Here is a 22,502-nt window from a genome sequence, read left to right on the forward strand (position 1 = left end):
ACCCCATGGGACGTCGATATTTCGGCACGGACGGTATTCGCGGCACGGTGGGCGACGCGCCCATCACGCCGGATTTCGTATTGCGTCTCGGTTATGCGGCCGGCAAGGTACTGGCCGGCTCGGCCGACGTCGCGGCAGGCTCGCGTCCGACCGTGCTGATCGGCAAGGACACGCGCGTGTCGGGCTACATGCTCGAAGCCGCGCTCGAGGCCGGCTTCTCGGCAGCCGGCGTCGACGTGATGCTGGCCGGCCCGATGCCGACCCCCGGCGTCGCGTACCTGACGCGTGCGCTGCGCCTGTCGGCCGGTGTCGTGATCAGCGCGTCGCACAACCCGTATCACGACAACGGGATCAAGTTTTTCTCGGCTGACGGCAACAAGCTGCCGGACGACACCGAAGCCGCGATCGAAGCGTGGCTCGACAAGCCGCTCGAATGCGCGGCGTCCGACGGGCTCGGCAAGGCGCGCCGCCTCGACGACGCAGCCGGCCGCTACATCGAATTCTGCAAGAGCACGTTCCCGGCCGCGTTCAACCTGCGCGGACTGAAGCTCGTGATCGATTGCGCACACGGCGCCGCGTACCAGATCGCGCCGCACGTGTTCCACGAACTCGGCGCGGACGTCATTCCGATCGGCGTCGCGCCGAACGGCTTCAACATCAACGACGGCGTCGGCGCGACCGCGCCGGACGCGCTGGTGCGCGCGGTGCGGGCGAACCACGCCGATCTCGGCATCGCGCTCGACGGCGACGCCGATCGCCTGCAGGTCGTCGACGCGGCCGGCCGCCTGTACAACGGCGACGAGCTGCTCTACGTGCTGGTGAAGGACCGCATCGTCACCGACGGCAAGGTCGAAGGCGCGGTCGGCACGCTGATGACCAACCTCGCCGTCGAAGTCGCGCTGCAGCGCGAGGGCGTGAAGTTCGTCCGTGCGGCGGTTGGCGACCGCTACGTGCTCGAGCAGTTGCGCGAGCATGGCTGGCAGCTCGGCGCGGAAGGGTCGGGCCACATCCTGTCGCTCGACCGGCATTCGACCGGCGACGGCATCGTGTCGGCGCTGCTGGTGCTGGCCGCGCTGAAGCGCAGCGGCCGTACGCTCGCGCAGATGCTCGACGGCGTCACGCTGTTCCCGCAGAAGCTGATCAACGTGCGGATGAAGCCGGGCGCCGACTGGAAGGGCAGCGCGTCGATTCGCGCGGCGATCGACGCAGCCGAAGCCGCGCTTGCCGGCAGCGGCCGCGTGCTGATCCGCGCATCGGGCACGGAGCCCGTGCTGCGCGTGATGGTCGAGGCGCAGCAGGCGGCCGACGCGGTGCGCCATGCGGAGACGATCGCCGACGCGGTGCGGGCGGCGACGACCTGACCGGGACAGGGCGCGCGGCGGCCCGGCCGCTTGCGCGCCCGTTTTCGGTGAATGTGCATGCGGCGCCCTCGGGCGCCGCGGTTTTGTCGGACGCAAAGGTTTGCGACACCTAATAGAAGGGTCCTTCGCCAAACATTCTTCCGATCAATTCAGGCATCCGACCCCGGAATCACGCCTGCCGCCGAACCGGGCTTCCCGTCCGGCCGACCCTGCGCTACGATGCGCGCGCACGCCCTTGAAAACGGGCGTTCACCCCGTCCCTCCGAGGCAGGCAATTCGTGCCGCCAGCGCCGCTGCGGCGCCCCGACGCGCCACCCGATACTCCCTTTCAACCAGTCATGTTACTGTCACGCCAGTTTCATCGATTGTCACATTACCGTCATGAGCAGCCCCTAACCTTCGCGGTGCCGTAGTCATCCGCTCACACACTGGAGGTCTCATGAAATTGATGCAAACCGCGATTGCCGGCCTGGCTGGCGCGCTTTTCGCCCTCGCCGCCCACGCTGCCGACATCACGGGCGCAGGCAGCACGTTCGCGATGCCGATCTATACGAAATGGGCCGCGGACTACCAGCAGTCCGGCGGTTCGAAGGTCAACTACCAGGGCATCGGCTCGTCGGGCGGCCTGAAGCAGATCGTCGCGAAGACGGTCGATTTTGCCGGTTCGGACGCACCGCTGAAGGATGAAGAGCTCGCGAAGGAAGGCCTGTTCCAGTTCCCGACGGTGGTCGGCGGCGTGGTGCCGGTCGTCAACGTGCCGGGCGTGAAGGCCGGCGAACTGACGCTGTCGGGCCCGGTGCTCGGCGACATCTACCTCGGCAAGATCAAGAAGTGGAACGACCCGGCGATCGCCGCGCTGAACCCGAAGGTCAAGCTGCCGGATACGGACATCGCCGTGGTCCGCCGCGCTGACGGTTCGGGCACGAGCTTCATCTGGACGAACTACCTGTCGAAGGTCAACGACGAGTGGAAGTCGAAGATCGGCGAAGGCACGACGGTCAACTGGCCGACGGGCACGGGCGGCAAGGGCAACGACGGCGTCGCGGCCTTCGTGCAGCGTCTGCCGGGCGCGATCGGCTACGTCGAGTGGGCGTACGCGAAGAAGAACAACATGACCTACACGGCCCTGAAGAATTCGACGGGCACGGTGGTCGAGCCGAAGACGGAAACGTTCAAGGCCGCGGCAGCCGGCGCGAACTGGTCGAAGTCGTTCTACCAGATCCTGACGAACCAGCCGGGCAAGGAAGCATGGCCGGTCGTCGGCGCGACGTTCGTGCTGCTGCACGCGAAGCAGGACAAGCCGGAGCAGGGCGCGGAAACGCTGAAGTTCTTCAGCTGGGCGTTCAAGAACGGCGAGAAGGCTGCCGACAGCCTCGACTACATCTCGCTGCCGGCGACGGTCGAGACGGAAATCCGCAAGCAGTGGAAGACGAAGGTGACGGACGCTTCGGGCAAGCCGGTCGCCGCCGAGTAAGCCATCCAGCGGTTCGCTGCCCGGCCGTGCCGGTCGGGCAGTGTGTGCGGTAAAGCCGGGCGTCACGGCGCCCGGCGATCAAAAGCAGGCACCCATGTCTGATATTTCATACACGTCCTCCCGATCGCCCGACAGTGCGCAGCAGCGCGCGCCGAGCCGTCTCGGGGATGTCCTGTTCGGCGGCCTCGCACGGCTCGCCGCGATCGTGACCCTGCTGCTGCTGGGCGGGATCATCGTTTCCCTGATCATTGCGTCGATGCCGACCATCCAGAAGTTCGGCATCGGCTTCCTGTGGCAATCCGAGTGGGATCCGAACTCGGATGTGTACGGCGCACTCGTGCCGATCTACGGCACCATCGTGACGTCGATCATTGCACTCGTCATCGCGGTGCCGGTCAGTTTCGGCATCGCGCTGTTCCTCACCGAGCTGGCGCCCGTGTGGCTGCGCCGTCCGCTCGGCATCGCGATCGAGCTGCTCGCCGCGATCCCGTCGATCGTGTACGGCATGTGGGGCCTGCTCGTGTTCGCGCCGATCTTCGCCGAATACTTCCAGAAGCCGCTCGGCCGCCTGTTCAAGGACGTGTGGGTGCTCGGCCCGCTGACGTCCGGCCCGCCGATCGGCATCGGCATCCTCGCGGCCGGCGTGATCCTCGCGATCATGATCATCCCGTACATCGCATCGGTGATGCGCGACGTGTTCGAAGTCACGCCGGTGCTGCTGAAGGAATCGGCATACGGGATCGGCTGCACGACCTGGGAAGTGATGTGGAAGGTCGTGCTGCCCTACACGAAGACCGGCGTGATCGGCGGCGTGATGCTCGGCCTCGGCCGCGCGCTCGGCGAAACGATGGCCGTGACGTTCGTGATCGGCAACACGAACCTGCTCGACAGCGTGTCGCTGTTCGCGCCCGGCAACAGCATCACGTCGGCGCTCGCGAACGAATTCGCGGAAGCGCAGCCGGGCCTGCATACGTCGGCGCTGATGGAACTTGGCCTGATCCTGTTCGTCATCACGTTCATCGTGCTGTCCATCTCCAAATTGCTGCTGCTTCGTCTCGAGAAGGGAGAGGGCAAGAAATGAGCGAGCCCATCATGAATTTCCCGGGGCCGGACGGCGCCGTGCTCGACGCGATGCGCAATCGTCTGCAGCGCCAGCGCAAGGTCGTCAACGCGATCGCGCTCACCGCGTCGCTCGGCGCGATGGCTTTCGGCCTGCTGTGGCTCGTGTGGATTCTCTACACGACCGTGCACCTCGGCGTCGGCGGCCTGTCGCTGCAACTGTTCACCGAGTCGACGCCGGCCCCGAACACGGAAGGCGGCGGTCTCGCGAACGCGATCGTCGGCAGCCTGCTGCTGTGCGGCTTCGGCACGCTGGTCGGCACGCCGATCGGCATCCTCGCGGGCGTCTATCTCGCCGAATACGGCCAGAAGAACCTGCTCGCCAGCACGATCCGCTTCATCAACGACATCCTGCTGTCGGCGCCGTCGATCGTCATCGGCCTGTTCGTGTACGCGATCGTCGTCGCGAAGTCGGGGCGTTTCTCGGGCTGGGCCGGCGTGATCGCGCTCGCGCTGCTGCAGATTCCGATCGTGATCCGCACGACCGAGAACATGCTCAAGCTCGTGCCGAACGCGCTGCGCGAAGCGGCCGTCGCGCTCGGCACGCCGAAGTGGCGCATGGTGCTGAAGATCACGCTGCGCGCGTCGGTCGGCGGGATCGTGACGGGCGTGCTGCTCGCGGTCGCGCGGATCGCCGGCGAAACGGCGCCGCTGCTGTTCACCGCGCTGTCGAACCAGTTCTTCTCGGTCGACATGAGTCAGCCGATGGCGAACCTGCCGGTCACGATCTACAAGTTCGCGATGAGCCCGTTCGCTGAATGGCAGTCGCTCGCATGGGCGGGCGTGTTCCTGATTACGCTCGGGGTGCTCGGACTGAACGTCCTGGCGCGCTCGATCTTCTCGAAAAAGTAACGGCGGAGCAATCCGATGAATATGGCAGAAAGCCACCTGAATCCCGTCGAGCGCACCGCTGCGCCCGCCGGCACGCAAGACGCGGCGCACGGCCGTCCGCTCGCGCCGCTGAACGCGAAGATCGAGGTCAACAACCTCAACTTCTTCTACAACAAGTTCCACGCGCTGAAGAACATCAACCTGCGCATTCCCGAAGGGAAGGTGACGGCGTTCATCGGCCCGTCCGGCTGCGGCAAGTCGACGCTGCTGCGCACGTTCAACAAGATGTTCGCGCTCTATCCGGAGCAGCGCGCCGAAGGCGAAATCCTGATGGACGGCGAGAACCTGCTGACGACGAAGCGCGACATCTCGCTGCTGCGCGCGCGGATCGGCATGGTGTTCCAGAAGCCGACCCCGTTCCCGATGTCGATCTACGACAACATCGCGTTCGGCGTGAAGATGTTCGAAAAGCTCACGCGCTCGGAAATGGACGACCGCGTCGAGTGGGCGCTCACGAAGGCCGCGCTGTGGAACGAAGTGAAGGACAAGCTGGGCCAGAGCGGCTACGGGCTGTCGGGCGGCCAGCAGCAGCGTCTGTGCATCGCGCGCGGCATCGCGATCCGTCCGGAAGTGCTGCTGCTCGACGAGCCGTGCTCGGCGCTCGACCCGATCTCGACCGGCCGCATCGAGGAGCTGATCGCGGAGCTGAAGAGCGACTACACGGTCGTGATCGTCACGCACAACATGCAGCAGGCCGCACGCTGCTCGGATTACACGGCCTACATGTACCTGGGCGAGCTGATCGAGTTCGGCGAAACCGAAAAGATCTTCATCAAGCCGGTGCGCAAGGAAACGGAAGACTACATCACCGGCCGCTTCGGCTGATGACGGAGAACAACAGTCATGTCGGATAAACATCTGTCGAGCCAGTTCGACGCGGACCTGAATGCCGTGTCGTCGAAAGTGCTGGAAATGGGCGGACTCGTGGAGTCGCAGATCGTCGGCGCGATGCACGCGCTGAACGAATTCGATCGCGAGCGTGCCGAGAAGGTGATCGCGGCCGAGGAAACGCTAAACGCGATGGAAGTGGACATCGACCAGGAATGCGGCAACATCATCGCGCGGAGACAGCCTGCCGCGCGTGACCTGCGTCTTTTGATGTCGATCTCGAAAACGATTACGAACCTCGAGCGTGCCGGCGACGAAGCGGAGAAGATCGCGAAGCGCGTGCGTCGCCTGATCGACGAGCCGGCCGCGCGCGCGGTCAACATCGCCGAGATCAAGGTGTCGGGCGAGATGGCCGTGACGATCCTGCGCCGCGCGCTCGACGCGTTCGCGCGCCTCGATACGGTGGCCGCCGCGCAGATCGTCAAGGACGACAAGGAAATCGACCAGGAATTCCGCGCGTTCGTGCGCAAGCTCGTGTCGTACATGCAGGAAGACCCGCGCACGATCTCGGTCGGCCTCGAATACCTGTTCATCGCGAAGGCGATCGAACGGATCGGCGACCACGCGAAGAACATCGCCGAATTCATCATCTACATCGTGAAGGGCACCGACGTGCGGCACCAGCCGCGCGACACGCTCGATCGCGAAGCCAACAGTTAATCGACTCCGTACAGGAAGAACAGAGGTGCCGATGCCCAGCAACATTCTCGTCGTTGAAGATGAGCCCGCGATTTCCGAACTGATCTCGGTGAATCTCCAGCACGCCGGTCACTGCCCGATCCGTGCGTACAACGCCGAACAGGCGCAGAACCTGATCAGCGACGTGCTGCCCGATCTCGTGCTGCTCGACTGGATGCTGCCGGGCAAGTCCGGCATCGCGTTCGCGCGCGACCTGCGCAACAACGAACGGACCAAACACATCCCGATCATCATGCTCACCGCCCGCGGCGACGAGCAGGACAAGGTGCTCGGCCTCGAAATCGGTGCGGACGACTACGTGACGAAGCCGTTCTCGCCGAAGGAACTGATGGCGCGGATCAAGGCCGTGCTGCGCCGCCGCGCGCCGCAGCTGACCGAGGACGTCGTGTCGATCAACGGGCTGCGCCTCGACCCGGCCACGCATCGCGTCGCCGCGCACGGCGACGGCAGCGAGATCAAGCTCGATCTCGGCCCGACCGAGTTCCGCCTGCTGCATTTCTTCATGACGCATCCGGAGCGCGTGCACAGCCGCACGCAACTGCTCGACCAGGTGTGGGGCGACCACGTGTTCGTCGAGGAGCGTACCGTCGACGTGCACATCAAACGATTGCGCGCGGCCTTGAAACCGGCCGGCTGCGATGCGATGATCGAAACCGTGCGCGGCAGCGGCTACCGCCTCGCCAAGCACGCGTAACGTATCCGGGCATGCCGTGTGCCGCGGCATGCCGTTCCTTCTTTCGGACGCTGAATCATGAACATCATCTGGGCGCGCTTCCTGGTGTCGCTCGTGCTGCTCGTGCTGATCGGCGTATTGGTCGGCGTCTTCGCCGGCCCGACCGCGGGCCTCGTGTTCGTGGTCGTGATGCTGGTCGCGCAGGGCTTTTTCAGCACCTTCCATACGCAGCGTCTGTGGCGCCTGCTCGATGCGCCGGTCTACGGCGAAGTGCCGAGCGCGCCGGGCATCTGGGGCGAGATCTACTATCGGCTGCACAAGCTCGCGAAACAGTGGCATGCGCAGGTGCGGCAGGTCGAACAGCAGCATTCGCGCTTCATCCAGGCGATCCAGGCGTCGCCGAACGGCGTCGCGATGCTCGACGACCACGACCAGATCGAGTGGTGCAACGCGATCGCCGAGGTGCATTTCGGCCTCGATGCGAAGCGCGACCTGCGCCAGCACATCACGAACCTCGTGCGTCATCCCGATTTCGTCCGCTACCTGAACGCGCAGCATTACGACGAGACGCTGTTGATGCGCGGCATGGGCGACTCGCGGCAGAACGTGCTGGCCGTGCAGGTGTTTCCGTACGGCGAGAACCGCAAGCTGCTGCTCACGCAGGACATCACCGAGCTCGAGCGTACCGACGCGATGCGGCGTGACTTCGTCGCGAACGTGTCGCACGAGCTGAAGACGCCGCTCACCGTGCTGTCGGGCTTCCTGGAGACGATGCGCGAGCTGCCGCTGAACGAGGAGGACCGCGCGCGCTATCTCGACATGATGGAGCAGCAGGCGTCGCGGATGCGGCACATCGTGACCGACCTGCTGGTGCTCGCGAAGCTGGAAGGCGAGAGCAAGCCGCCGGTCGATCACGCGATCGACATGCGTGCGGTGTTCGACCATCTGAAGGAGGATGCGCAGACGCTGTCGAGCGGGCATCACGACATCGCGTTCTCGATCGACGAGACGCTCGGTGTCACCGGTGCGCAGACGGAATTGTTCAGCGCGTTCGCGAATCTCGTCACGAACGCGATCCGCTATACGCCGGACGGCGGCAAGATCGTCGTGTCGTGGCGGCGCGAGGGCGCGCAGGGCGTGTTTTCCGTCACGGACAGCGGCTTCGGGATTCCGGCCGCCGACCTGCCGCGGCTCACCGAACGCTTCTACCGCGTCGATCGCAGCCGTTCGCGCGACACGGGCGGCACGGGCCTCGGCCTCGCGATCGTCAAGCACGTGCTGCAGCGGCACGATGCGCATCTGTACGTGCAGAGCGAGGAAGGGCGCGGCAGTACGTTCACCGCGCGGTTCCCGGGCTCGCGCATCATCGCGATCCGGCCGGCCGCCTACGAAGCATGATCGCGTCGCGTTCCGGCGTTAAAAAAGCAGCCCGCGGGCTGCTTTTTTCATGGCGATGCGGTACGTCGCCCGCATCGCACCGACGGCTCACGAACAGAACTTCGCGAGCAGCCCGAGTTGCGCGTTGCGAATCGTCTTGCCCGCGCGGCGCCGGCGATAGTGGCCGTCGCTGTGCATCTGCCATGCCGACTGGTTGTCGCCGAGGCACACCGACAGCCCCTCGGCGATCACGCGCCGCTTGAGTTTGCGATCGCGGATCGGGAACGCGACTTCGACGCGGCGGAACAGGTTGCGGTCCATCCAGTCGGCACTCGACAGGTAGACGTCCTCGGCGCCGCCTGCGTGGAAATAGTAGATCCGGTGGTGTTCGAGGAAGCGGCCGACGATCGAGCGCACCGTGATGTTTTCCGACAGCCCCGGCACGCCGGGCTTCAGCGCGCAGACGCCGCGCACGATCAGGTCGACCTTGACGCCGGCCTGCGACGCTTCGTACAACGCAGCGATCACCGACGGCTCGAGCAGCGCGTTCATTTTCGCGACGATGCGCGCGCGCTTGCCGGCCTGCGCGTTGTCGATCTCCGCGCGAATCGAATCGATGATGCGCGGATGCAGCGTGAACGGCGACTGCCACAGCTCGTGCAGCGTCAGTTCGCCGCCGATGCCGGTCAGTTGCTGGAACACGTGATGAACGTCCTCGCAGATCTTCTGGTCAGCCGTCATCAGCCCGAAGTCGGTGTAGAGGCGCGCGGTGCGCGGATGGTAGTTGCCGGTGCCGAGGTGCACGTAGCGGCGCAGCGATGCCTTGCCGGCCTGCACGACGCGCCGCACGATCAGCATCATCTTCGCGTGGCACTTGTGGCCGACCACGCCGTACACGACATGCGCGCCGACGGCTTCGAGCTGCGACGCCCAGTTGATGTTGGTTTCCTCGTCGAAGCGCGCGAGCAGCTCGACGACGACGGTCACTTCCTTGCCGTTGCGCGCGGCTTCCATCAGCGCGTCCATCAGCGGCGAGTCGGTGCCGGTGCGGTAGATCGTCTGCTTGATCGCGACGACGCTCGGATCCTTCGCGGCCTGCTGCAGCAGCTCGAGCACCGGCTGGAAGCTCTCGTACGGGTGGTGCAGCAGGAGGTCGCCGGCGTCGATCGCATCGAACATCGTCGGCGCGTTGGCGATTGCCGCGGGAGTCGACGCGGTGAACGGCGTGAACTTCAGGTCGGGTCGATCGACGAGATCGGGAATCTGCATCAGGCGCACGAGGTTCACGGACCCGGCCACGCGATAGCAGTCCTTGTCGCCGAGTTCGCTTTCCTCGAGCAGGCGTCGCACGATGTGCAGCGGCGTGTCCGCCGATACTTCGAGGCGTACCGCGTTGCCGAGGTGGCGCGCGGGCAGCTCGCCCTGCAGCGCGACACGCAGGTTGGTGATTTCGTCTTCGTCGACGAACAGCTCGCTGTTGCGCGTGATGCGAAACTGGTTGCAGCTCTTCACGACGAGTTGCGGGAACAGTTCGCCGACGAAGCGCTGCATGAACGAGCTCAGCAGCACGAAGCCGTGCTCGAAACCCGACAGCGCGTGCGGCATGCGCACCACGCGCGGCAGCGCGCGCGGCGCCTGCACGATGCCCATCACGGCCTGGCGGCCGAACGCGTCGCGGCCTTCGAGCTCGACGACGAAGTTCAGGCTCTTGTTCAGCACGCGCGGGAACGGGTGCGCCGGATCGAGGCCGATCGGCGTCAGCACGGGCAGCAGCTCGTCGAGGAAGTAGTGTCGCGCCCATTCGAGCTGCTCGTCGTTCCACGTGTCGCTCGCGTGGAAGTAGATGCCTTCCTGTTCGAGCGCGGGCAGCACGGTTTCGTGCAGCATCGTGTACTGTCGATGGACGAGCCGCTGCGCGCGTTCGACGACGAGATCGTAAGCGTGCTGTAACGACATGCCGTCGGGCGTCAGCGCGCCGGGATTGTCGCGGATCTGCTCCTGCAGGCCGGCCATCCGGACTTCGAAGAATTCGTCGAGGTTGCTGCTGGTGATGCAGATGAAGCGCAGGCGCTCGAGCAACGGGACTTGCGGATCGGCCGCCTGGGCCAGCACGCGCTCGTTGAAACCGAGGATGCCGAGTTCACGATTGAGAAGCGGGTAACGGACGGACATCGGCAGAGTAGGGGGTAATTCAGGCGATGATTCGAAAGGACGCTCGGAAACTCTCACGGTACGATGACGTGCTGATGACAATAATGGTTTTATATCGGGAAATTCTACGCCGTAACCCTTTCGTCGCATAAATGTTTCGGCTATATGGAATCGAGCAGTGTGCATGCCCGTGAAGCGTGGCAACGGCAAGCGTTCCACGCTTAAAATGTCGCCTTTGATTGATCGCCCTCGGTTGCCGGAACGGCTGCCGCGGAAGAACGCGCACGGAGCCCCCTTCTGATGGTTACAACTCCCCACTTGCTGGCTGCCGTGGATCTCGGCTCGAACAGCTTCCGGCTGATCGTCGGGCGCGTCGAGGAAACGCCGGCAGGCAGCCAGATCTATCCGGTCGACGCGCTGCGCGAGCCGGTCCGGCTGGCCGCGGGCCTGTCGAGCGACAAGATGCTCGACCGCGCGTCGCAGGAGCGTGGCTGGGAGGCGCTCAAGCGGTTCGGCGAGCGCCTGCGCGATTTTCATCCCGATCATGTGCGCGCGGTGGCGACCAACACGCTGCGTGTCGCGAAGAACGCCGCGGAATTTCTCGGCGAGGCCGAGGCGGCGCTCGGGTTCCCGATCGAAGTGATCGCGGGCCGCGAAGAGGCGCGCCTCATCTATGCGGGCGCCGCGCACTCGGTGCCGGCGAGCGCCGGCAAGCGGCTCGTCGTCGACATCGGCGGCGGCTCGACCGAATTCATCATCGGCTCGCACTACACGCCGATCGTGATGGAGAGCCTCTATATCGGCTGCGTGAGCCATAGCCGCACGTTCTTCCCGGCCGGCAACGTCGACGAGTACACGATGCGGCAGGCCGAACTCGCGGCCAAGCGCGAGATCCAGATCATTTCGAGCGAGTACAAGAAGGCCGGCTGGGACCAGGCGATCGGCTCGTCCGGCACCGCGCGCGCGCTCGCGGAACTCGTCGAGGCGAACGGCTTCAACGATCCGGGCATCACGCACGGCATTTCGCGCGGCGGCCTCGAGCGGCTGAAGCGCGCGCTGATCAAGTCGGAGAACGTCAACCGGCTGAAGCTGATCGCGCTGAAGCCCGACCGCGTGCCGGTGCTCGCGGGTGGCCTGGCGATCATGCTGGCGGTGTTCGAGGAACTCGGCGTCGACTACGTCGACACGACCGACGGCGCGCTGCGCCTCGGCGTGCTGTACGACCTGCTCGGCCGGACGCAGCACGAGGACATGCGTGCGGTGACCGTCGAGGGTTTCACGCGCCGCTACGGCGTCGATCGCGCGCAGGCCGAGCGGATCGGGGCGCTCGCGGCGCGTTTCTACGACGAGCTCGAGGAAGACGACGAGGAAGCGCGCGAGGAAGGGCGGATGTTCCTCGGCTGGGCGGCTGCGTTGCACGAGATCGGCCTGTCGATCTCGCACAGCGCGTATCACAAGCATTCGGCCTATATCGCGAGCAATGCGGACATGCCGGGTTTTTCGCGCACCGACCAGGCCCGGCTCGCCGCGCTCGTGCTCGGCCATGCGGGCAAGCTCGGCAAGCTGTCGCAGTCGCGTGAGGTCGAGTGGCCGCTGCTGTTCTGCCTGCGGCTCGCGGCGCTGCTGTGCCGGCGCCGGACCGATGCGGGGCTCCCCGATATTTCCGTCTCGCAGATGAAGAAGGGCGGTTATGAGGTGCGCCTGCCGAACGCGTGGGTCGAGCAGAACCCGTTGACCGACTACAGCCTCAGCCAGGAGGCGGCGGAGTGGGAGAAGGTCGGTATCCCGTATCGCGTGGTGTATACCGGCGCGTGACGGGGCGATAGCGGGCCCGGAAGGTGTTTCGGGATGCCACGAGCCGGGTGGGCGGTATGCTGCGCCATCCGTTCGGCGCGGCCGCACGCTCGTGCTGGCGGCCCGCTCAGTCCGACGAGCAGACGATCGCGGTCAGGAACGGGAATGCCTGCTTGACGGTGGCGTCGCTGCCGGCCTTGCGCACGGCTTCCTCGACCGAGCCCTTCGTGCCGCGTACGACGACGCCGTAGGCCCAGTCGCCGATCGGCGTGCCGTCGCCCGGACGGAAGATCGGGTCGTTCGCCTGGTAGCCGAGCACGACATAGACGCCGAAGCCGTAGGCCGTCAGCGGGTGGTTCGTGCGGAACGCATTGACCGAGTTCGATTCGACGTGCATCGGCTCCGACTGGATGTCGCCGGCGGCGAGCAACGGTGCGACGAACTTGTGGCCGGTCGAATGGCAGTCGAGCGCGTCGTCGAGCGCTTTCGCCGACGCGGTGCCGGCGGCGGTGGTCGCGAGCATGAGCAGCGACGCGCAGAGGGCTGGCTTGAGAACGTTGTTTTTCATGCGCGGTTGCCGGGTTGTTTCACACGTATTATCGCGTGTTCCAGCAAGTTTCGTGCGCGGGCTTGACGGCGGATGCGCGGGCGCATCGACGTGGTGGCGGGCCCGTACCCGGGCCGCCGCGCGCTGCGGGAAATGGGTAGGCGATTCAAGGGCCGGTAAAAAGCGCCCGTAAACGGAAAAGGGGCTACGGTGTTCAACCGTAACCCCTTGATTCCTGTGGTCGGAGCGAAAGGATTCGAACCTTCGACCCTCTGATCCCAAATCAGATGCGCTACCAGGCTGCGCTACGCTCCGACGAGCCAAAGATAATAACGTCGAATGGCCGATTCGGTCAATCACGATATGCGGGTAAATGCCGCGGCGGCGAGCGGTCCGCGATTTGCGACAATTCACGGGACGATCGGCCGGCCCGTACGCATGCGCGCGCGGGCGCTCGCCGAAGCAAGGAGAACATCATGATGAACCTGATCCTGTGGCGTCACGCCGAAGCCGAAGATTACGCAACGAGCGATCTCGCGCGCCAGTTGACCGTGCGCGGCCGCAAGGACGCGCAGGCGATGGCCAAATGGCTGCGCGGGCGGCTCGAGACGAATACCGTGATTCTCGCGAGCCCGGCGGCGCGCACCGTGCAGACCGCGGAGGCGCTGACCGACCAGTACCGGACCGTCGACGCGCTCGCGCCGGGCGGCGGCGTCGACGACGTGCTGACGGCGGCCGGCTGGCCGGAAGGCATCGCGCCGACGGTCGTGATCGTCGGCCACCAGCCGACGCTCGGCAGCGTCGCCGCGCAGCTGGTCGCCGGCAGCGACGACAGCTGGAGCGTCAAGAAGGGCGGAATCGTGTGGCTGGCGAGCCGCACGCGCGACGGCAACCGGCAGGCCGTGCTGCGGGCGGTACTGACGCCCGAACTGGTGTAAAGCCCCGTCTGAATAGGTTTGAAGGGATTGATCATACGGTTTCGCAAGCTTTCTGCTAAAGTCAATTCGGCGACACGTCATTGAAAGGACACGGTCGTGCCACATAACGGTCACGGCCGATTACTACATTGGCGGGCATGTCGTCCTATTCCTTACGACCAGGAAAGCCTAATGCGAGAACTGCCGACGCCTACGCTCCCCTTTGCCTCGCTGCCCCTCGACACGTCGCGGCGCCACCTGCCGCGCGCCAGTGAAACCGTCACATCCGAGTATCGCCTGCGCGCCGCATGGGCGCGCACGGAAGACGAATTGCGCGAAGCGCAGCGCCTGCGCTTCAGCGTGTTCGCCGAAGAGATGGGCGCGCAGGTCAGCGGCCCGTCCGGTCTCGACGTCGATCCGTTCGACGCGTATTGCGACCACCTGCTGGTCCGCGATCTCGACACGCTGAAAGTCGTCGGCACGTACCGCGTGCTGCCGCCGCACCAGGCAGCGCGGGTCGGCCGCCTGTACGCCGAAGGCGAATTCGACCTGTCGCGCCTCACGCACCTGCGCGGCAAGATGGTCGAGGTCGGCCGCTCGTGCGTGCACAGCGACTATCGCAGCGGCGCCGTCATCATGGCGCTGTGGGGCGGGCTGGGTGCGTACATGATGCAGAACGGCTACGAGACGATGCTCGGCTGCGCGAGCGTGTCGATGGCCGACGGCGGCCACTACGCGGCGAACCTGTACCAGTCGCTGTCGGCCGGCTCGCTGACGGCGCCCGAGTATCGCGCGTTCCCGCACACGGCCCTGCCGGTCGACGAACTGCAGACGGGCACCGTCGTCGCGCCGCCGCCGCTGATCAAGGGTTATCTGCGTCTTGGCGCGAAGATTTGCGGCGCACCGGCCTGGGATCCCGACTTCAACTGCGCGGATTTCCTGACGCTGTTCCGCCTGTCGGACATCAACGCGCGCTACGCCCGCCACTTCCTGGGCTGAGCGGTCCGAATCGCATCGCGCCCTCTGAGGGCGCGCTGCGCGCAAGCGAACGCCGTCGCGTGGCAGACGTCACGCGACGGCGTTCGTGTATCCGGTCGATGTGTGTGTATCGGGCCCCGATAATTTCGGCGACATGCGGCGATCACCGTGCCGCCGAGCGGCACGTTCGCACCGGCCCCGGGGACGGGCCGGACGGCAGCGACGCACTCAGTGCTTGCGCCGCCAGTCGAGCAGGTGGTGTTCCGCCATCCAGTGGTGGATCATCCCTTCGCCTTCATGGCTGCGCTTGTATTCGCGCGACTCGAAGTACGACAGCGCGACGAGCACCATCAGACCGATGAACAGGCCGATCAGGCCCGCAATTTCTTCAGACGACATGGCAGCCTCCTTTCAACGGCACAGCGCCATGCGTACATAGTAGGACATGCGCGGCGCAACCCCGAAACCCGATTTCCGCTAGACTCGGCGCGGTCTCGGCGTGCGTTCGGCGCGCCGTTTTCCGGAGCCCTACCTGATGACCCGTTTCGTGCTGGCCGTGCTGGCCGCATCCCTCCTTGCCGCTTGCAGCAGCGATCCCCGTCAAGCGCGCCGCGGCCACCCGCCGGAAGATCCGGCCGACTATCACGGCGTGCCGACCGACATGACGCCGCCGTCGATGCTCGACGCGCCGTCGCCGAAACCCGTGCAGTCGCAGTAACGGTCGGCCGGGGCCGCTGTCACGCGCGGGCTGCCGATGCGGCCTGCGGGTCGGCGCCGACCCGCCGCAACAGCGCCGGCAGATAGCGCGCGAGCGTCGCGCCGCGCGCCGCCATGAACAGCAGCAGCGCGAACCACAGGCCGTGATTGCCGAACGTGCCGACGGCGGCGAGCGTGGCCGCGACGAAGATCGACAACGACGCGACCATCGCGCGCATCAGCGATTGCGTCTGCGTGGCACCGATGAACACGCCGTCGAGCAGGAAACCCCAGACCGACACGATCGGCGAGATCGCGGCCCACGGCAGGTAGCGCAGTGCGACGGCGCGGATCTCGGCCTGATCGGTCAGGCGCGCGACGATCCAGCCGCCTGCGGCCCAATAAACGAGCGCGAACAGCAGCGCGCCGAGTGCCGACCAGAACAGCGTGACGCGCACGGCTTGCCGGAATGCGCGGCGATCGCGCGCGCCGGCCGCCGCGCCGACGAGCGCCTCGGCCGCATGCGCGAAGCCGTCGAGGCCGTACGCCATGAAGGTCTGGAAATTCAGCAAGAGCGCATTCGCGGCGAGCGTCGCGTCGCCTTGTTGTGCGCCGAGATGCGCGAACCATCCGAAGGCGCCGAGCAGGCACAGCGTGCGCAGGAAGATGTCGCGATTGAGCGCGATCAGCCGCTTGAGCGCCGCACGGTCGGCAAGCGCGCGTACCGCGAGCGGTGCAAGGCCGCGCGGCCGCAGCCGCCACAGCGTCCATGCACCGAGCGCGAAGCCGCACGCGTCCGCGGTGGCGGTCGCGGCGCCGATGCCGGCGATCCCCCAGCCGAAACCATACACATAGAGCAGCACGGCACCGATGTTCACCGCATTGATGAACACCTGCGCGACGAGCGCGAGTCGGACGCGCTGCATGCCGAGCAGGTAGCCGAGCACCACGTAGTTCGCGAGCGCGAACGGGGCGCTCCAGATCCGTGCGTGGCTGTACCCGAGCGCCGTCGCGCGGACGGCCTCGCTGCCGCCGAGCGCGGACAGCGCGAACGACAGCAGCGGCACCTGCAGCGCAAGCACCGCGGCGCCGAGCGCGAACGCGACGATCAGCGCGCGCAGCAGGTTCAGGCGGATCCCGGCCGCGTCGCCGGCGCCATGCGCCTGCGCGACGAGGCCGGTCGTCCCCATCCGCAGGAAGCCGAAGCCCCAGAACACGAAATTGAAGAACAGCCCGCCGAGCGCGACGCCGCCGAGATATTGCGCGCCGTCGAGGTGGCCGGCGACGGCCGTGTCGACGGCGCCGAGGATCGGTTGCGTCAGGTTCGCGAGGACGATCGGGAACGCGAGCGCGAGGACGCGCCGATGCGTGACGGCGGCCGACGCGCTACCGGCCCCGTGCGGTAAGGCGGATTCGGACATGGTGGACGCGTCAGGCGCGTTCCTGCACGCAGACCCACGGCGAGACGACGACCGCCCACAGCTCCGGATTGCGCGCCGCGTAGTCGACGGCGGTCTCGGCCGGCATGCGCGCGACGAGGCCGGACGACAGCCAGCGCGTGACCTGTTCGGTGTCGTCGCTGGCGACCGCTTCCGCGACGCTGACGAGATCGAGGTCGCGCGCAACGGACAGCAGCTTGCCCTGCGCGAAGAAGCGCTCGAGATCGCACCAGTCGATCTTGGCGGTTTCGCCGAGGAGTTTGGCGTAGAGCGGGCTGTGCGACGCGCCCGCGGCGGCGTGTTGATCAGAGGACATCGGTTTCTTGGAAAGACTGCGTGGCGCCACTATAAACCATCCGGCCGGGCGGGCCGAGCGGGGACAGTGCGCTCACGCGTCGCGCAGCGCGCGCCGCACGATCTTGCCGGTCGCGGTCATCGGCAGGCTGTCGACGAACGCGATCGCGCGCGGATACTCGTGCGCGGCGAGCCGCGTGCGCACGTGGGCCTGCAGTGTGCTGACGAGCGCTGCGTCGCCGACGTGGCCGGGGTTCAGCACGACGAATGCCTTGACGATCTCGGTACGCGTCGCGTCGGGCACGCCGACGACGGCCGCCATCCGCACCGCCGGATGCGTGAGCAGGCAGTCCTCGATCGGGCCGGGGCCGATCCGGTAACCGGCGCTCGTGATCACGTCGTCGTCGCGGCCGACGAAGCGCACGAAGCCGTCGGCGTCGATCGTGCCCGTATCGCCGGTGAGCAGGTAGTCGCCCGCGAACTTGTCGCGCGTCGCGTCGGGGTTGCGCCAGTATTCGAGAAACATCACCGGGTCGGGGCGGCGCACCGCGATGCGGCCTTCGACGCCGGGCGGCAGCGGCGTGCCGTCCGCATCGACGATCGCGACCGCATGACCGGGCACCGCCTTGCCGATCGCGCCGGGCTGCGCATCGAACAGCGCCGCGCATGACGACAGCACCATGTTGCACTCGGTTTGCCCGTAGAACTCGTTGATCGTCACGCCGAGCGCGTCGCGGCCCCACGCCGTCAGTTCGGTGCCCAGCGATTCGCCGCCGCTCGCGACCGATTTCAGCGACAGCGCGTAACGTTCGCGTGGCGCCGTGACCGCGCGCATCAGCTTCAGCGCGGTGGGCGGCAGGAACGCGTGAGTGACGCCGTGCCGCGCCATCAGCGCGAATGCCGCGTCGCCGTCGAATTTCTCGAAGCGGCGCGCGAGCACCGGCACGCCGTGATGCCATGACGGCAGCAGCACGTCGAGCAGCCCGCCGATCCATGCCCAGTCGGCGGGCGTCCAGAACAGGCGCGCGTCGCGCGGGAAGCACTGCTGCGACATCTCGACGCCGGGCAGGTGGCCGAGCAGCACGCGATGCGCATGCAGCGCGCCCTTCGGCTTGCCGGTCGTGCCGGACGTGTAGATGATCACGGCCGGATCGTCGGCGGCCGTATCCACCGGCACGAAATCCGGCGCTTCGGCGGCGAGCGCCGCGTCGTAGCGCCACACGCCCGGCACGTCGGGCGCATCGTCGCCGATGCAGTAGACGGTATGCAGCGCCGGCAGTTGCGCGCGCAGCGGCGCGATCTTCGCGTAGCCGGCCGCGTCGGTGACGAGCGCGGCTGCCTCGCTGTTCGCGAGCCGGTACTCGAGCGCGTCGACGCCGAACAGCGTGAAGAGCGGTACCGCGATCGCGCCGAATTTGTACGCGGCGAGGTGCGCGATGGCCGTTTCGGGCCCTTGCGCGAGAAAGATGCCGATCCGGTCGCCGCGCCGCAGGCCGGCACGCGCGAAGCTGTTCGCGAGCCGGTTAGAAGCATTCCTCAGGTCGTCGAACGTGAGGCGCGAAACGTCGCCTTGCGCCGTTTCGTGGATCAGCGCGAGGCGTCCGCTGCCGTCGGCCCATTTGTCGCACACGTCCACGCCGATGTTGTAGCGCGCCGGAAGGTCCCATCGGAAGCGGGCGAGGAGGTGATCGTAGCGGTCGGCGGCGGGCAGCATCGCGTGGTCTCCTGATGTCGAGCGGGGCGTCCGGTGAGCGGCTTACATCAGGATTTCACGCAGACGAATCCACAATGGTGTTTGCTGATAGGGAATGTTCGGACTCGTCCAGTAGGCGAGCCTCAGTGCACGATTTCACAATGACGCATAAGATCAAGACAAAACAGTGGTGTGACCATGGATTTGCTTCTGATAGCTGCGGGGTTCAGCCTGATCGGAATCGGTGTGCTGGTGGCGTTTGCTCGTCATGTCGATCCGTTGTCCGGCCGTGTCACCGGACGTCTGCGCAAGCGCTGACGCGACTTTTTTCCGTTTTCGCCGCGACGGCACGCGATGCGTGCCGGCATCGCGCGCCGTCTGTCGTGCGCTCAACGCGCCGGCAGGTAGCGTGACGGATCGATCGAGCGGCCGCCATAGCGCAGCTCGAAATGCAGCGCGACACGATCGCTGTCGCTGTTGCCCATCTCGGCGATCGATTGCCCTTGCGTGACCGATTGGCCTTCCTTCACCAGCAGCGCGCGGTTGTGCGCGTAGGCCGTCAGGTAATCGGCGTTGTGCTTCAGGATGATCAGATTGCCGTAGCCGCGCAGCCCGTTACCGGCATAGACGACGACACCCGGCGCGGCCGCGACGACCGGCGTGCCCGGCGAATTCGCGATGTCGATGCCCTTCGATTTCGAGCCGTCGAACGTGCGTACCACGTTGCCGGCCGCCGGCCAGATCAGCGCAATGCTCGTGGCCGGCTTCACGGCCGATTCGACCGGCGCGGAAGGGGCCGGGCGTGCGCGGCCCGCGCTGCCGGTGCCGGTGGTCGATGCGGTGGTCGTGCCGGGCGGCGGCGCGACGCGCAGCACCTGGCCGACTTCGATCGCATCGGGGTTCGTCATCTGGTTCCAGCGCACGATGCTCTGTACCGACGTGCGGTTGTCGCGCGCGATCTTGTAGAGCGTGTCGCCACGCTCGACGCGATAGAACCCGGGGCCGACGGGCGCGGAGCCGCACGCGACGAGCAGGGCGGCGCAGGCGGCTGCGAAGAGTCGCTTCGTTGTTGTTCCGAACATTGAACCTCGCAAAACCCTGCCGCGCGTGACGCGGCAGGCAACACAAAACGTCCGATTTTAACGGGTTCGACCCGCGCACCGCAGTTTCGGTCGCTACCGGGGCCGCCGTGCCCCGGTTCGGTGCGTGTCGAATCAGCCGGCGAGCGGGGCGACACGGATCCGCAGCGTGGCCGTTTCAGTCGCGCCCGGCGCGAGCATGCGCAGGCCGCGGCCGTTGTGGATCGCATCGGGCAGGCCGAGCCACGGCTCGACGCAATAGAAGTCCGAATCCGGCTTTTCGGTCCACGTCGTGACTGCGTACCACGGGATCGAGCCCGGCACGTCGAGTGCGATCTCGATCGTGCGGCGGCGGCCCGGCATCACGATGCGCACCGGTGCGGACGGCTCGCCGTCGAGGCAGTGGAAGCGGTCGAGGATCTCCGGATCGTCGAGGCGGTAACGGACCTCGCCCGGTTCGAGCGGGCTGATCGAGCCGTCCGCGCGCTGGTGGCAACGGCGGGTCGGTGGCAACTCGAGGCGGGTGTCGGCCCGCTCGCCGTGCGGCAGCGCGAAATAGAAATGGTGGCCGGCGTAGTAGGGCAGCGGCGTGTCGCCGCGATTGGTCGTCGTCAGCGCGACTTCCAGCGTATGGGCGTCCGCCAGGCGGTAGGTCGTTTCGAACCGGAAATCGAACGGATAGCTCGCGCGCAGCGTGTCGTTCGCGTCGAGCGTCATCGACAACGCGGCGCCGTCGGCCGACGGCTGCGCGTCGAACGGCAGATCGCGCGCGAAACCGTGCATCGGCAGGTCGCGAACCACGCCGGCGGCGTCGCGCCAGCGGCCGAGTTCGCCGTCGACGCGGTGGCGGCCGAGGAACGGGAACAGCAGCGGATTGCCGCCGCGCACGCGGGCGAGGTTGCTCCAGTCGGCGGTTTCCGGCCAGAAGATCACCGGTTCGCCATCGACGTGCCAGGACAGCAGGCGGCCACCGAATTGCGGGGCGACCCGGACGAGCGACGGGCCGGCGTGAAGTTCGTGAATGTCGTGTTGCTGGAAGATCGGCATGGCGAATCGGGTTGGGCGGGTGAGGGGAGCAACGTGCGTTCCATTATCGGGCCGCGACCGCTCGGGGAAAACCCTTCTCGGGAAATTGCGAGTTTTTAACACTGTCGACGGTCTGGATAATGCCTCTAAACCGGTGATGTTGCCGGGTCATGACACTTCGTGGAGGGGGCCATGGATCTGGCAATGGCAATGGGTATCGCACTGTTCGGCATGTTTACCGGCAGCACGGTATTATTTTTCTATCAGATCGGCCGCTGACGGCAATTCCTGCCGAAGTGGACAAGCCCGCCATGCAAATGGCGGGCTTTTTGCTTTCTGCGCGCTTACAAATTGCAAGTGTTTGTGTGCATTGCCGCAATATCCTGCCAAATGCCTTGGCGCAGTAATCCTGGCTCGGCATAATCGGGGCGCGTTTTTCAGGACGCGCATCGCGTCGTCCGCCTTCCTTCCCGCTTAATCTTTACTAAAAGGACCGACGCGTGAGCCTCTGGTTTCTGGTATTCCTGAGCGTCCTGCAGGGCGTCACCGAACTCTTCCCCGTCAGCAGCCTCGGCCATACGCTGCTCGTGCCGGCGCTGTTCGGCATGCACATCGACAAGCATGCGCCGCAACTGCTGCCCTTCCTCGTCGCGCTCCACCTCGGCACCGCGCTGGCGCTGCTGTGGTACTTCCGCGCGCGCTGGATCGCACTGATCGGCGGTTTCTTCGCGCAGCTCGGCGGCCGCAAGAACGACGACGGGCACCTGATGTGGGCGCTGATCATCGGTACGATCCCGACCGGCATCGTCGGCCTGCTGCTGGAAAAGCGCATCGAGCGCGTGTTTCATGATCTGCGGATCGTCGCGATTGCGTTGATCGTCAACGGCGTGTTGCTGTGGCTCGGCGATCGCATCCAGCGCAGCCGCGCCCATCAACCGCCCGAGAAGATGACGTTCAAGCAGGCGTTCTTCGTGGGCCTCGCGCAGATCGGCGCGCTGATTCCGGGCTTCTCGCGCAGCGGGCTGACGATGATCGCCGGCAACGCGGCCGGGCTGACGGCGGAGAAGGCGGCGGAATTCTCGTTCCTGCTCGGCACGCCGATCATCTTTGCCGCGGGCGTGCTCGAATTGCCGAAGCTGTTCCATGCGCGCGACCAGCTCGCCGATGCGCTGCTCGGCGGCGTGCTGACGGCGATCGCCGCGTACCTGAGCGTGCGATTCCTGATGCGCTATTTCGAGGGGCGCGGCCGGCTCGCGTCGTTCGGCGTGTATTGCGTGATCGCCGGCGTGTTCTGCCTCGGCTGGTTCATGCTGCATCCGCAGCCGGTTTGATGCTGCGAGCGCCGGTCTCCGTGATCTGGCGCGATGATCGGGTATAATTTCGGGCTCGGCTTCGTGCCGGGCCCG

21 protein-coding genes and 1 tRNA gene are annotated in these 22,502 nt (G+C 66.4%); 13 read left to right on the plus strand and 9 right to left on the minus strand.

The window, feature by feature from the left end:
* The first annotated feature begins 5 nt into the window (after window positions 1-5).
* From glmM to phoR, 8 genes are all read left to right on the plus strand, one after another.
* Window positions 6-1,361, plus strand: coding sequence for a phosphoglucosamine mutase (gene glmM / locus KU887_RS06845; protein ID WP_006497611.1), 1,356 nt, complete (start codon window positions 6-8; stop codon window positions 1,359-1,361).
* 439 nt (window positions 1,362-1,800) lie between these two features.
* Window positions 1,801-2,835 carry a phosphate ABC transporter substrate-binding protein PstS gene (gene pstS / locus KU887_RS06850; protein WP_109341199.1) on the plus strand — a complete coding sequence of 345 codons (1,035 nt, stop codon included), beginning with the start codon at window positions 1,801-1,803 and terminating at the stop codon, window positions 2,833-2,835.
* 94 nt (window positions 2,836-2,929) lie between these two features.
* Window positions 2,930-3,916 (plus strand): phosphate ABC transporter permease PstC, encoded by a 987-nt coding sequence (gene pstC, locus KU887_RS06855; protein WP_006490596.1) that lies wholly within the window; start codon window positions 2,930-2,932, stop codon window positions 3,914-3,916.
* Window positions 3,913-4,806 carry a phosphate ABC transporter permease PstA gene (gene pstA / locus KU887_RS06860; protein ID WP_034178403.1) on the plus strand — a complete coding sequence of 298 codons (894 nt, stop codon included), beginning with the start codon at window positions 3,913-3,915 and terminating at the stop codon, window positions 4,804-4,806. Before pstC ends, pstA begins: the two co-directional genes overlap by 4 nt.
* Window positions 4,807-4,821: 15 nt before the next feature.
* Window positions 4,822-5,670, plus strand: coding sequence for a phosphate ABC transporter ATP-binding protein PstB (gene pstB, locus KU887_RS06865; RefSeq protein WP_006490515.1), 849 nt, complete (start codon window positions 4,822-4,824; stop codon window positions 5,668-5,670).
* Window positions 5,671-5,688: 18 nt separating this feature from the next.
* On the plus strand, window positions 5,689-6,393 hold the full coding sequence (gene phoU, locus KU887_RS06870; protein WP_006490618.1) for a phosphate signaling complex protein PhoU: 705 nt from the start codon (window positions 5,689-5,691) through the stop codon (window positions 6,391-6,393).
* Between the two features lie 31 nt (window positions 6,394-6,424).
* Window positions 6,425-7,126, plus strand: coding sequence for a phosphate regulon transcriptional regulator PhoB (gene phoB / locus KU887_RS06875; protein ID WP_006750313.1), 702 nt, complete (start codon window positions 6,425-6,427; stop codon window positions 7,124-7,126).
* 57 nt (window positions 7,127-7,183) lie between these two features.
* Window positions 7,184-8,503, plus strand: a complete 1,320-nt coding sequence (gene phoR, locus KU887_RS06880; protein ID WP_006490622.1) for a phosphate regulon sensor histidine kinase PhoR — start codon at window positions 7,184-7,186, stop codon at window positions 8,501-8,503.
* An 87-nt stretch (window positions 8,504-8,590) separates the two neighbouring features.
* On the opposite strand, the gene ppk1 is transcribed toward phoR, so the two are convergent.
* A complete protein-coding gene (gene ppk1 / locus KU887_RS06885) occupies window positions 8,591-10,654 on the minus strand; it encodes a polyphosphate kinase 1 (RefSeq protein ID WP_006490552.1) in 2,064 nt (687 codons plus the stop codon).
* Window positions 10,655-10,933: 279 nt separating this feature from the next.
* On the opposite strand from ppk1, the gene ppx reads away from it, so the two are divergent.
* On the plus strand, window positions 10,934-12,448 hold the full coding sequence (gene ppx / locus KU887_RS06890) for an exopolyphosphatase (RefSeq protein WP_006490522.1): 1,515 nt from the start codon (window positions 10,934-10,936) through the stop codon (window positions 12,446-12,448).
* Window positions 12,449-12,554: 106 nt separating this feature from the next.
* Here ppx and KU887_RS06895 read toward each other — a convergent pair whose 3' ends face one another.
* Together KU887_RS06895 and KU887_RS06900 are read right to left on the minus strand one after the other, a co-directional pair.
* Complete coding sequence (locus KU887_RS06895; protein ID WP_034200760.1) at window positions 12,555-12,995, minus strand: hypothetical protein; 441 nt, start codon at window positions 12,993-12,995, stop codon at window positions 12,555-12,557.
* A gap of 217 nt (window positions 12,996-13,212) precedes the next feature.
* Window positions 13,213-13,289, minus strand: a tRNA-Pro gene (locus KU887_RS06900).
* 161 nt (window positions 13,290-13,450) lie between these two features.
* Here KU887_RS06900 and sixA point away from each other — a divergent pair.
* Both sixA and KU887_RS06910 read left to right on the plus strand, forming a co-directional pair.
* Window positions 13,451-13,912, plus strand: a complete 462-nt coding sequence (gene sixA / locus KU887_RS06905; RefSeq protein ID WP_258255338.1) for a phosphohistidine phosphatase SixA — start codon at window positions 13,451-13,453, stop codon at window positions 13,910-13,912.
* 171 nt (window positions 13,913-14,083) lie between these two features.
* Complete coding sequence (locus KU887_RS06910; protein WP_006490555.1) at window positions 14,084-14,890, plus strand: GNAT family N-acetyltransferase; 807 nt, start codon at window positions 14,084-14,086, stop codon at window positions 14,888-14,890.
* Between the two features lie 207 nt (window positions 14,891-15,097).
* On the opposite strand, the gene KU887_RS06915 is transcribed toward KU887_RS06910, so the two are convergent.
* Window positions 15,098-15,268: a hypothetical protein gene (locus KU887_RS06915; protein WP_006476323.1), complete on the minus strand. Its 171-nt coding sequence runs from the start codon at window positions 15,266-15,268 to the stop codon at window positions 15,098-15,100.
* Window positions 15,269-15,404: 136 nt separating this feature from the next.
* Here KU887_RS06915 and KU887_RS06920 point away from each other — a divergent pair, with 136 nt between their 5' ends.
* Complete coding sequence (locus tag KU887_RS06920; RefSeq protein WP_006490588.1) at window positions 15,405-15,587, plus strand: hypothetical protein; 183 nt, start codon at window positions 15,405-15,407, stop codon at window positions 15,585-15,587.
* 19 nt (window positions 15,588-15,606) lie between these two features.
* Here the strand turns inward: KU887_RS06920 and KU887_RS06925 are convergent, their stop codons facing one another.
* The 5 genes from KU887_RS06925 to KU887_RS06945 all read right to left on the minus strand — a co-directional run bounded on the left by KU887_RS06925 (window position 15,607) and on the right by KU887_RS06945 (window position 21,117).
* Window positions 15,607-16,986 carry an MATE family efflux transporter gene (locus KU887_RS06925; RefSeq protein WP_258255342.1) on the minus strand — a complete coding sequence of 460 codons (1,380 nt, stop codon included), beginning with the start codon at window positions 16,984-16,986 and terminating at the stop codon, window positions 15,607-15,609.
* Between the two features lie 10 nt (window positions 16,987-16,996).
* Window positions 16,997-17,320, minus strand: coding sequence for a DUF2288 domain-containing protein (locus tag KU887_RS06930; RefSeq protein WP_060211628.1), 324 nt, complete (start codon window positions 17,318-17,320; stop codon window positions 16,997-16,999).
* A gap of 72 nt (window positions 17,321-17,392) precedes the next feature.
* Window positions 17,393-19,012 (minus strand): acyl-CoA synthetase, encoded by a 1,620-nt coding sequence (locus KU887_RS06935; protein WP_059721259.1) that lies wholly within the window; start codon window positions 19,010-19,012, stop codon window positions 17,393-17,395.
* A 368-nt stretch (window positions 19,013-19,380) separates the two neighbouring features.
* Window positions 19,381-20,073: a peptidoglycan DD-metalloendopeptidase family protein gene (locus KU887_RS06940; RefSeq protein WP_006490610.1), complete on the minus strand. Its 693-nt coding sequence runs from the start codon at window positions 20,071-20,073 to the stop codon at window positions 19,381-19,383.
* A gap of 132 nt (window positions 20,074-20,205) precedes the next feature.
* Entirely contained in the window at window positions 20,206-21,117 is a 912-nt protein-coding gene (locus KU887_RS06945) for an aldose epimerase (protein ID WP_062884628.1), read from the minus strand.
* Between the two features lie 479 nt (window positions 21,118-21,596).
* Here KU887_RS06945 and KU887_RS06950 point away from each other — a divergent pair, with 479 nt between their 5' ends.
* Window positions 21,597-22,427, plus strand: coding sequence for an undecaprenyl-diphosphate phosphatase (locus KU887_RS06950; RefSeq protein ID WP_006490581.1), 831 nt, complete (start codon window positions 21,597-21,599; stop codon window positions 22,425-22,427).
* The last annotated feature ends 75 nt before the right edge of the window (window positions 22,428-22,502 follow it).

The sequence above is a fragment of the Burkholderia sp. EMB26 genome (genome assembly GCF_024730645.1).
GTDB classification, from domain to species: Bacteria; Pseudomonadota; Gammaproteobacteria; order Burkholderiales; family Burkholderiaceae; genus Burkholderia; species Burkholderia cenocepacia.

Bases quoted from the DNA above. Each gene is read 5' to 3' on its own strand.
- glmM (WP_006497611.1), top strand. From the start codon at position 6: ATGGGACGTCGATATTTCGGCACGGACGGTATTCGCGGCACGGTGGGC.
- pstS (WP_109341199.1), top strand. From the start codon at position 1,801: ATGAAATTGATGCAAACCGCGATTGCCGGCCTGGCTGGCGCGCTTTTC.
- pstC (WP_006490596.1), top strand. From the start codon at position 2,930: ATGTCTGATATTTCATACACGTCCTCCCGATCGCCCGACAGTGCGCAG.
- pstA (WP_034178403.1), top strand. From the start codon at position 3,913: ATGAGCGAGCCCATCATGAATTTCCCGGGGCCGGACGGCGCCGTGCTC.
- pstB (WP_006490515.1), top strand. From the start codon at position 4,822: ATGAATATGGCAGAAAGCCACCTGAATCCCGTCGAGCGCACCGCTGCG.
- phoU (WP_006490618.1), top strand. From the start codon at position 5,689: ATGTCGGATAAACATCTGTCGAGCCAGTTCGACGCGGACCTGAATGCC.
- phoB (WP_006750313.1), top strand. From the start codon at position 6,425: ATGCCCAGCAACATTCTCGTCGTTGAAGATGAGCCCGCGATTTCCGAA.
- phoR (WP_006490622.1), top strand. From the start codon at position 7,184: ATGAACATCATCTGGGCGCGCTTCCTGGTGTCGCTCGTGCTGCTCGTG.
- ppk1 (WP_006490552.1), bottom strand. From the start codon at position 10,654: ATGTCCGTCCGTTACCCGCTTCTCAATCGTGAACTCGGCATCCTCGGT.
- ppx (WP_006490522.1), top strand. From the start codon at position 10,934: ATGGTTACAACTCCCCACTTGCTGGCTGCCGTGGATCTCGGCTCGAAC.
- KU887_RS06895 (WP_034200760.1), bottom strand. From the start codon at position 12,995: ATGAAAAACAACGTTCTCAAGCCAGCCCTCTGCGCGTCGCTGCTCATG.
- sixA (WP_258255338.1), top strand. From the start codon at position 13,451: ATGATGAACCTGATCCTGTGGCGTCACGCCGAAGCCGAAGATTACGCA.
- KU887_RS06910 (WP_006490555.1), top strand. From the start codon at position 14,084: ATGCGAGAACTGCCGACGCCTACGCTCCCCTTTGCCTCGCTGCCCCTC.
- KU887_RS06915 (WP_006476323.1), bottom strand. From the start codon at position 15,268: ATGTCGTCTGAAGAAATTGCGGGCCTGATCGGCCTGTTCATCGGTCTG.
- KU887_RS06920 (WP_006490588.1), top strand. From the start codon at position 15,405: ATGACCCGTTTCGTGCTGGCCGTGCTGGCCGCATCCCTCCTTGCCGCT.
- KU887_RS06925 (WP_258255342.1), bottom strand. From the start codon at position 16,986: ATGTCCGAATCCGCCTTACCGCACGGGGCCGGTAGCGCGTCGGCCGCC.
- KU887_RS06930 (WP_060211628.1), bottom strand. From the start codon at position 17,320: ATGTCCTCTGATCAACACGCCGCCGCGGGCGCGTCGCACAGCCCGCTC.
- KU887_RS06935 (WP_059721259.1), bottom strand. From the start codon at position 19,012: ATGCTGCCCGCCGCCGACCGCTACGATCACCTCCTCGCCCGCTTCCGA.
- KU887_RS06940 (WP_006490610.1), bottom strand. From the start codon at position 20,073: ATGTTCGGAACAACAACGAAGCGACTCTTCGCAGCCGCCTGCGCCGCC.
- KU887_RS06945 (WP_062884628.1), bottom strand. From the start codon at position 21,117: ATGCCGATCTTCCAGCAACACGACATTCACGAACTTCACGCCGGCCCG.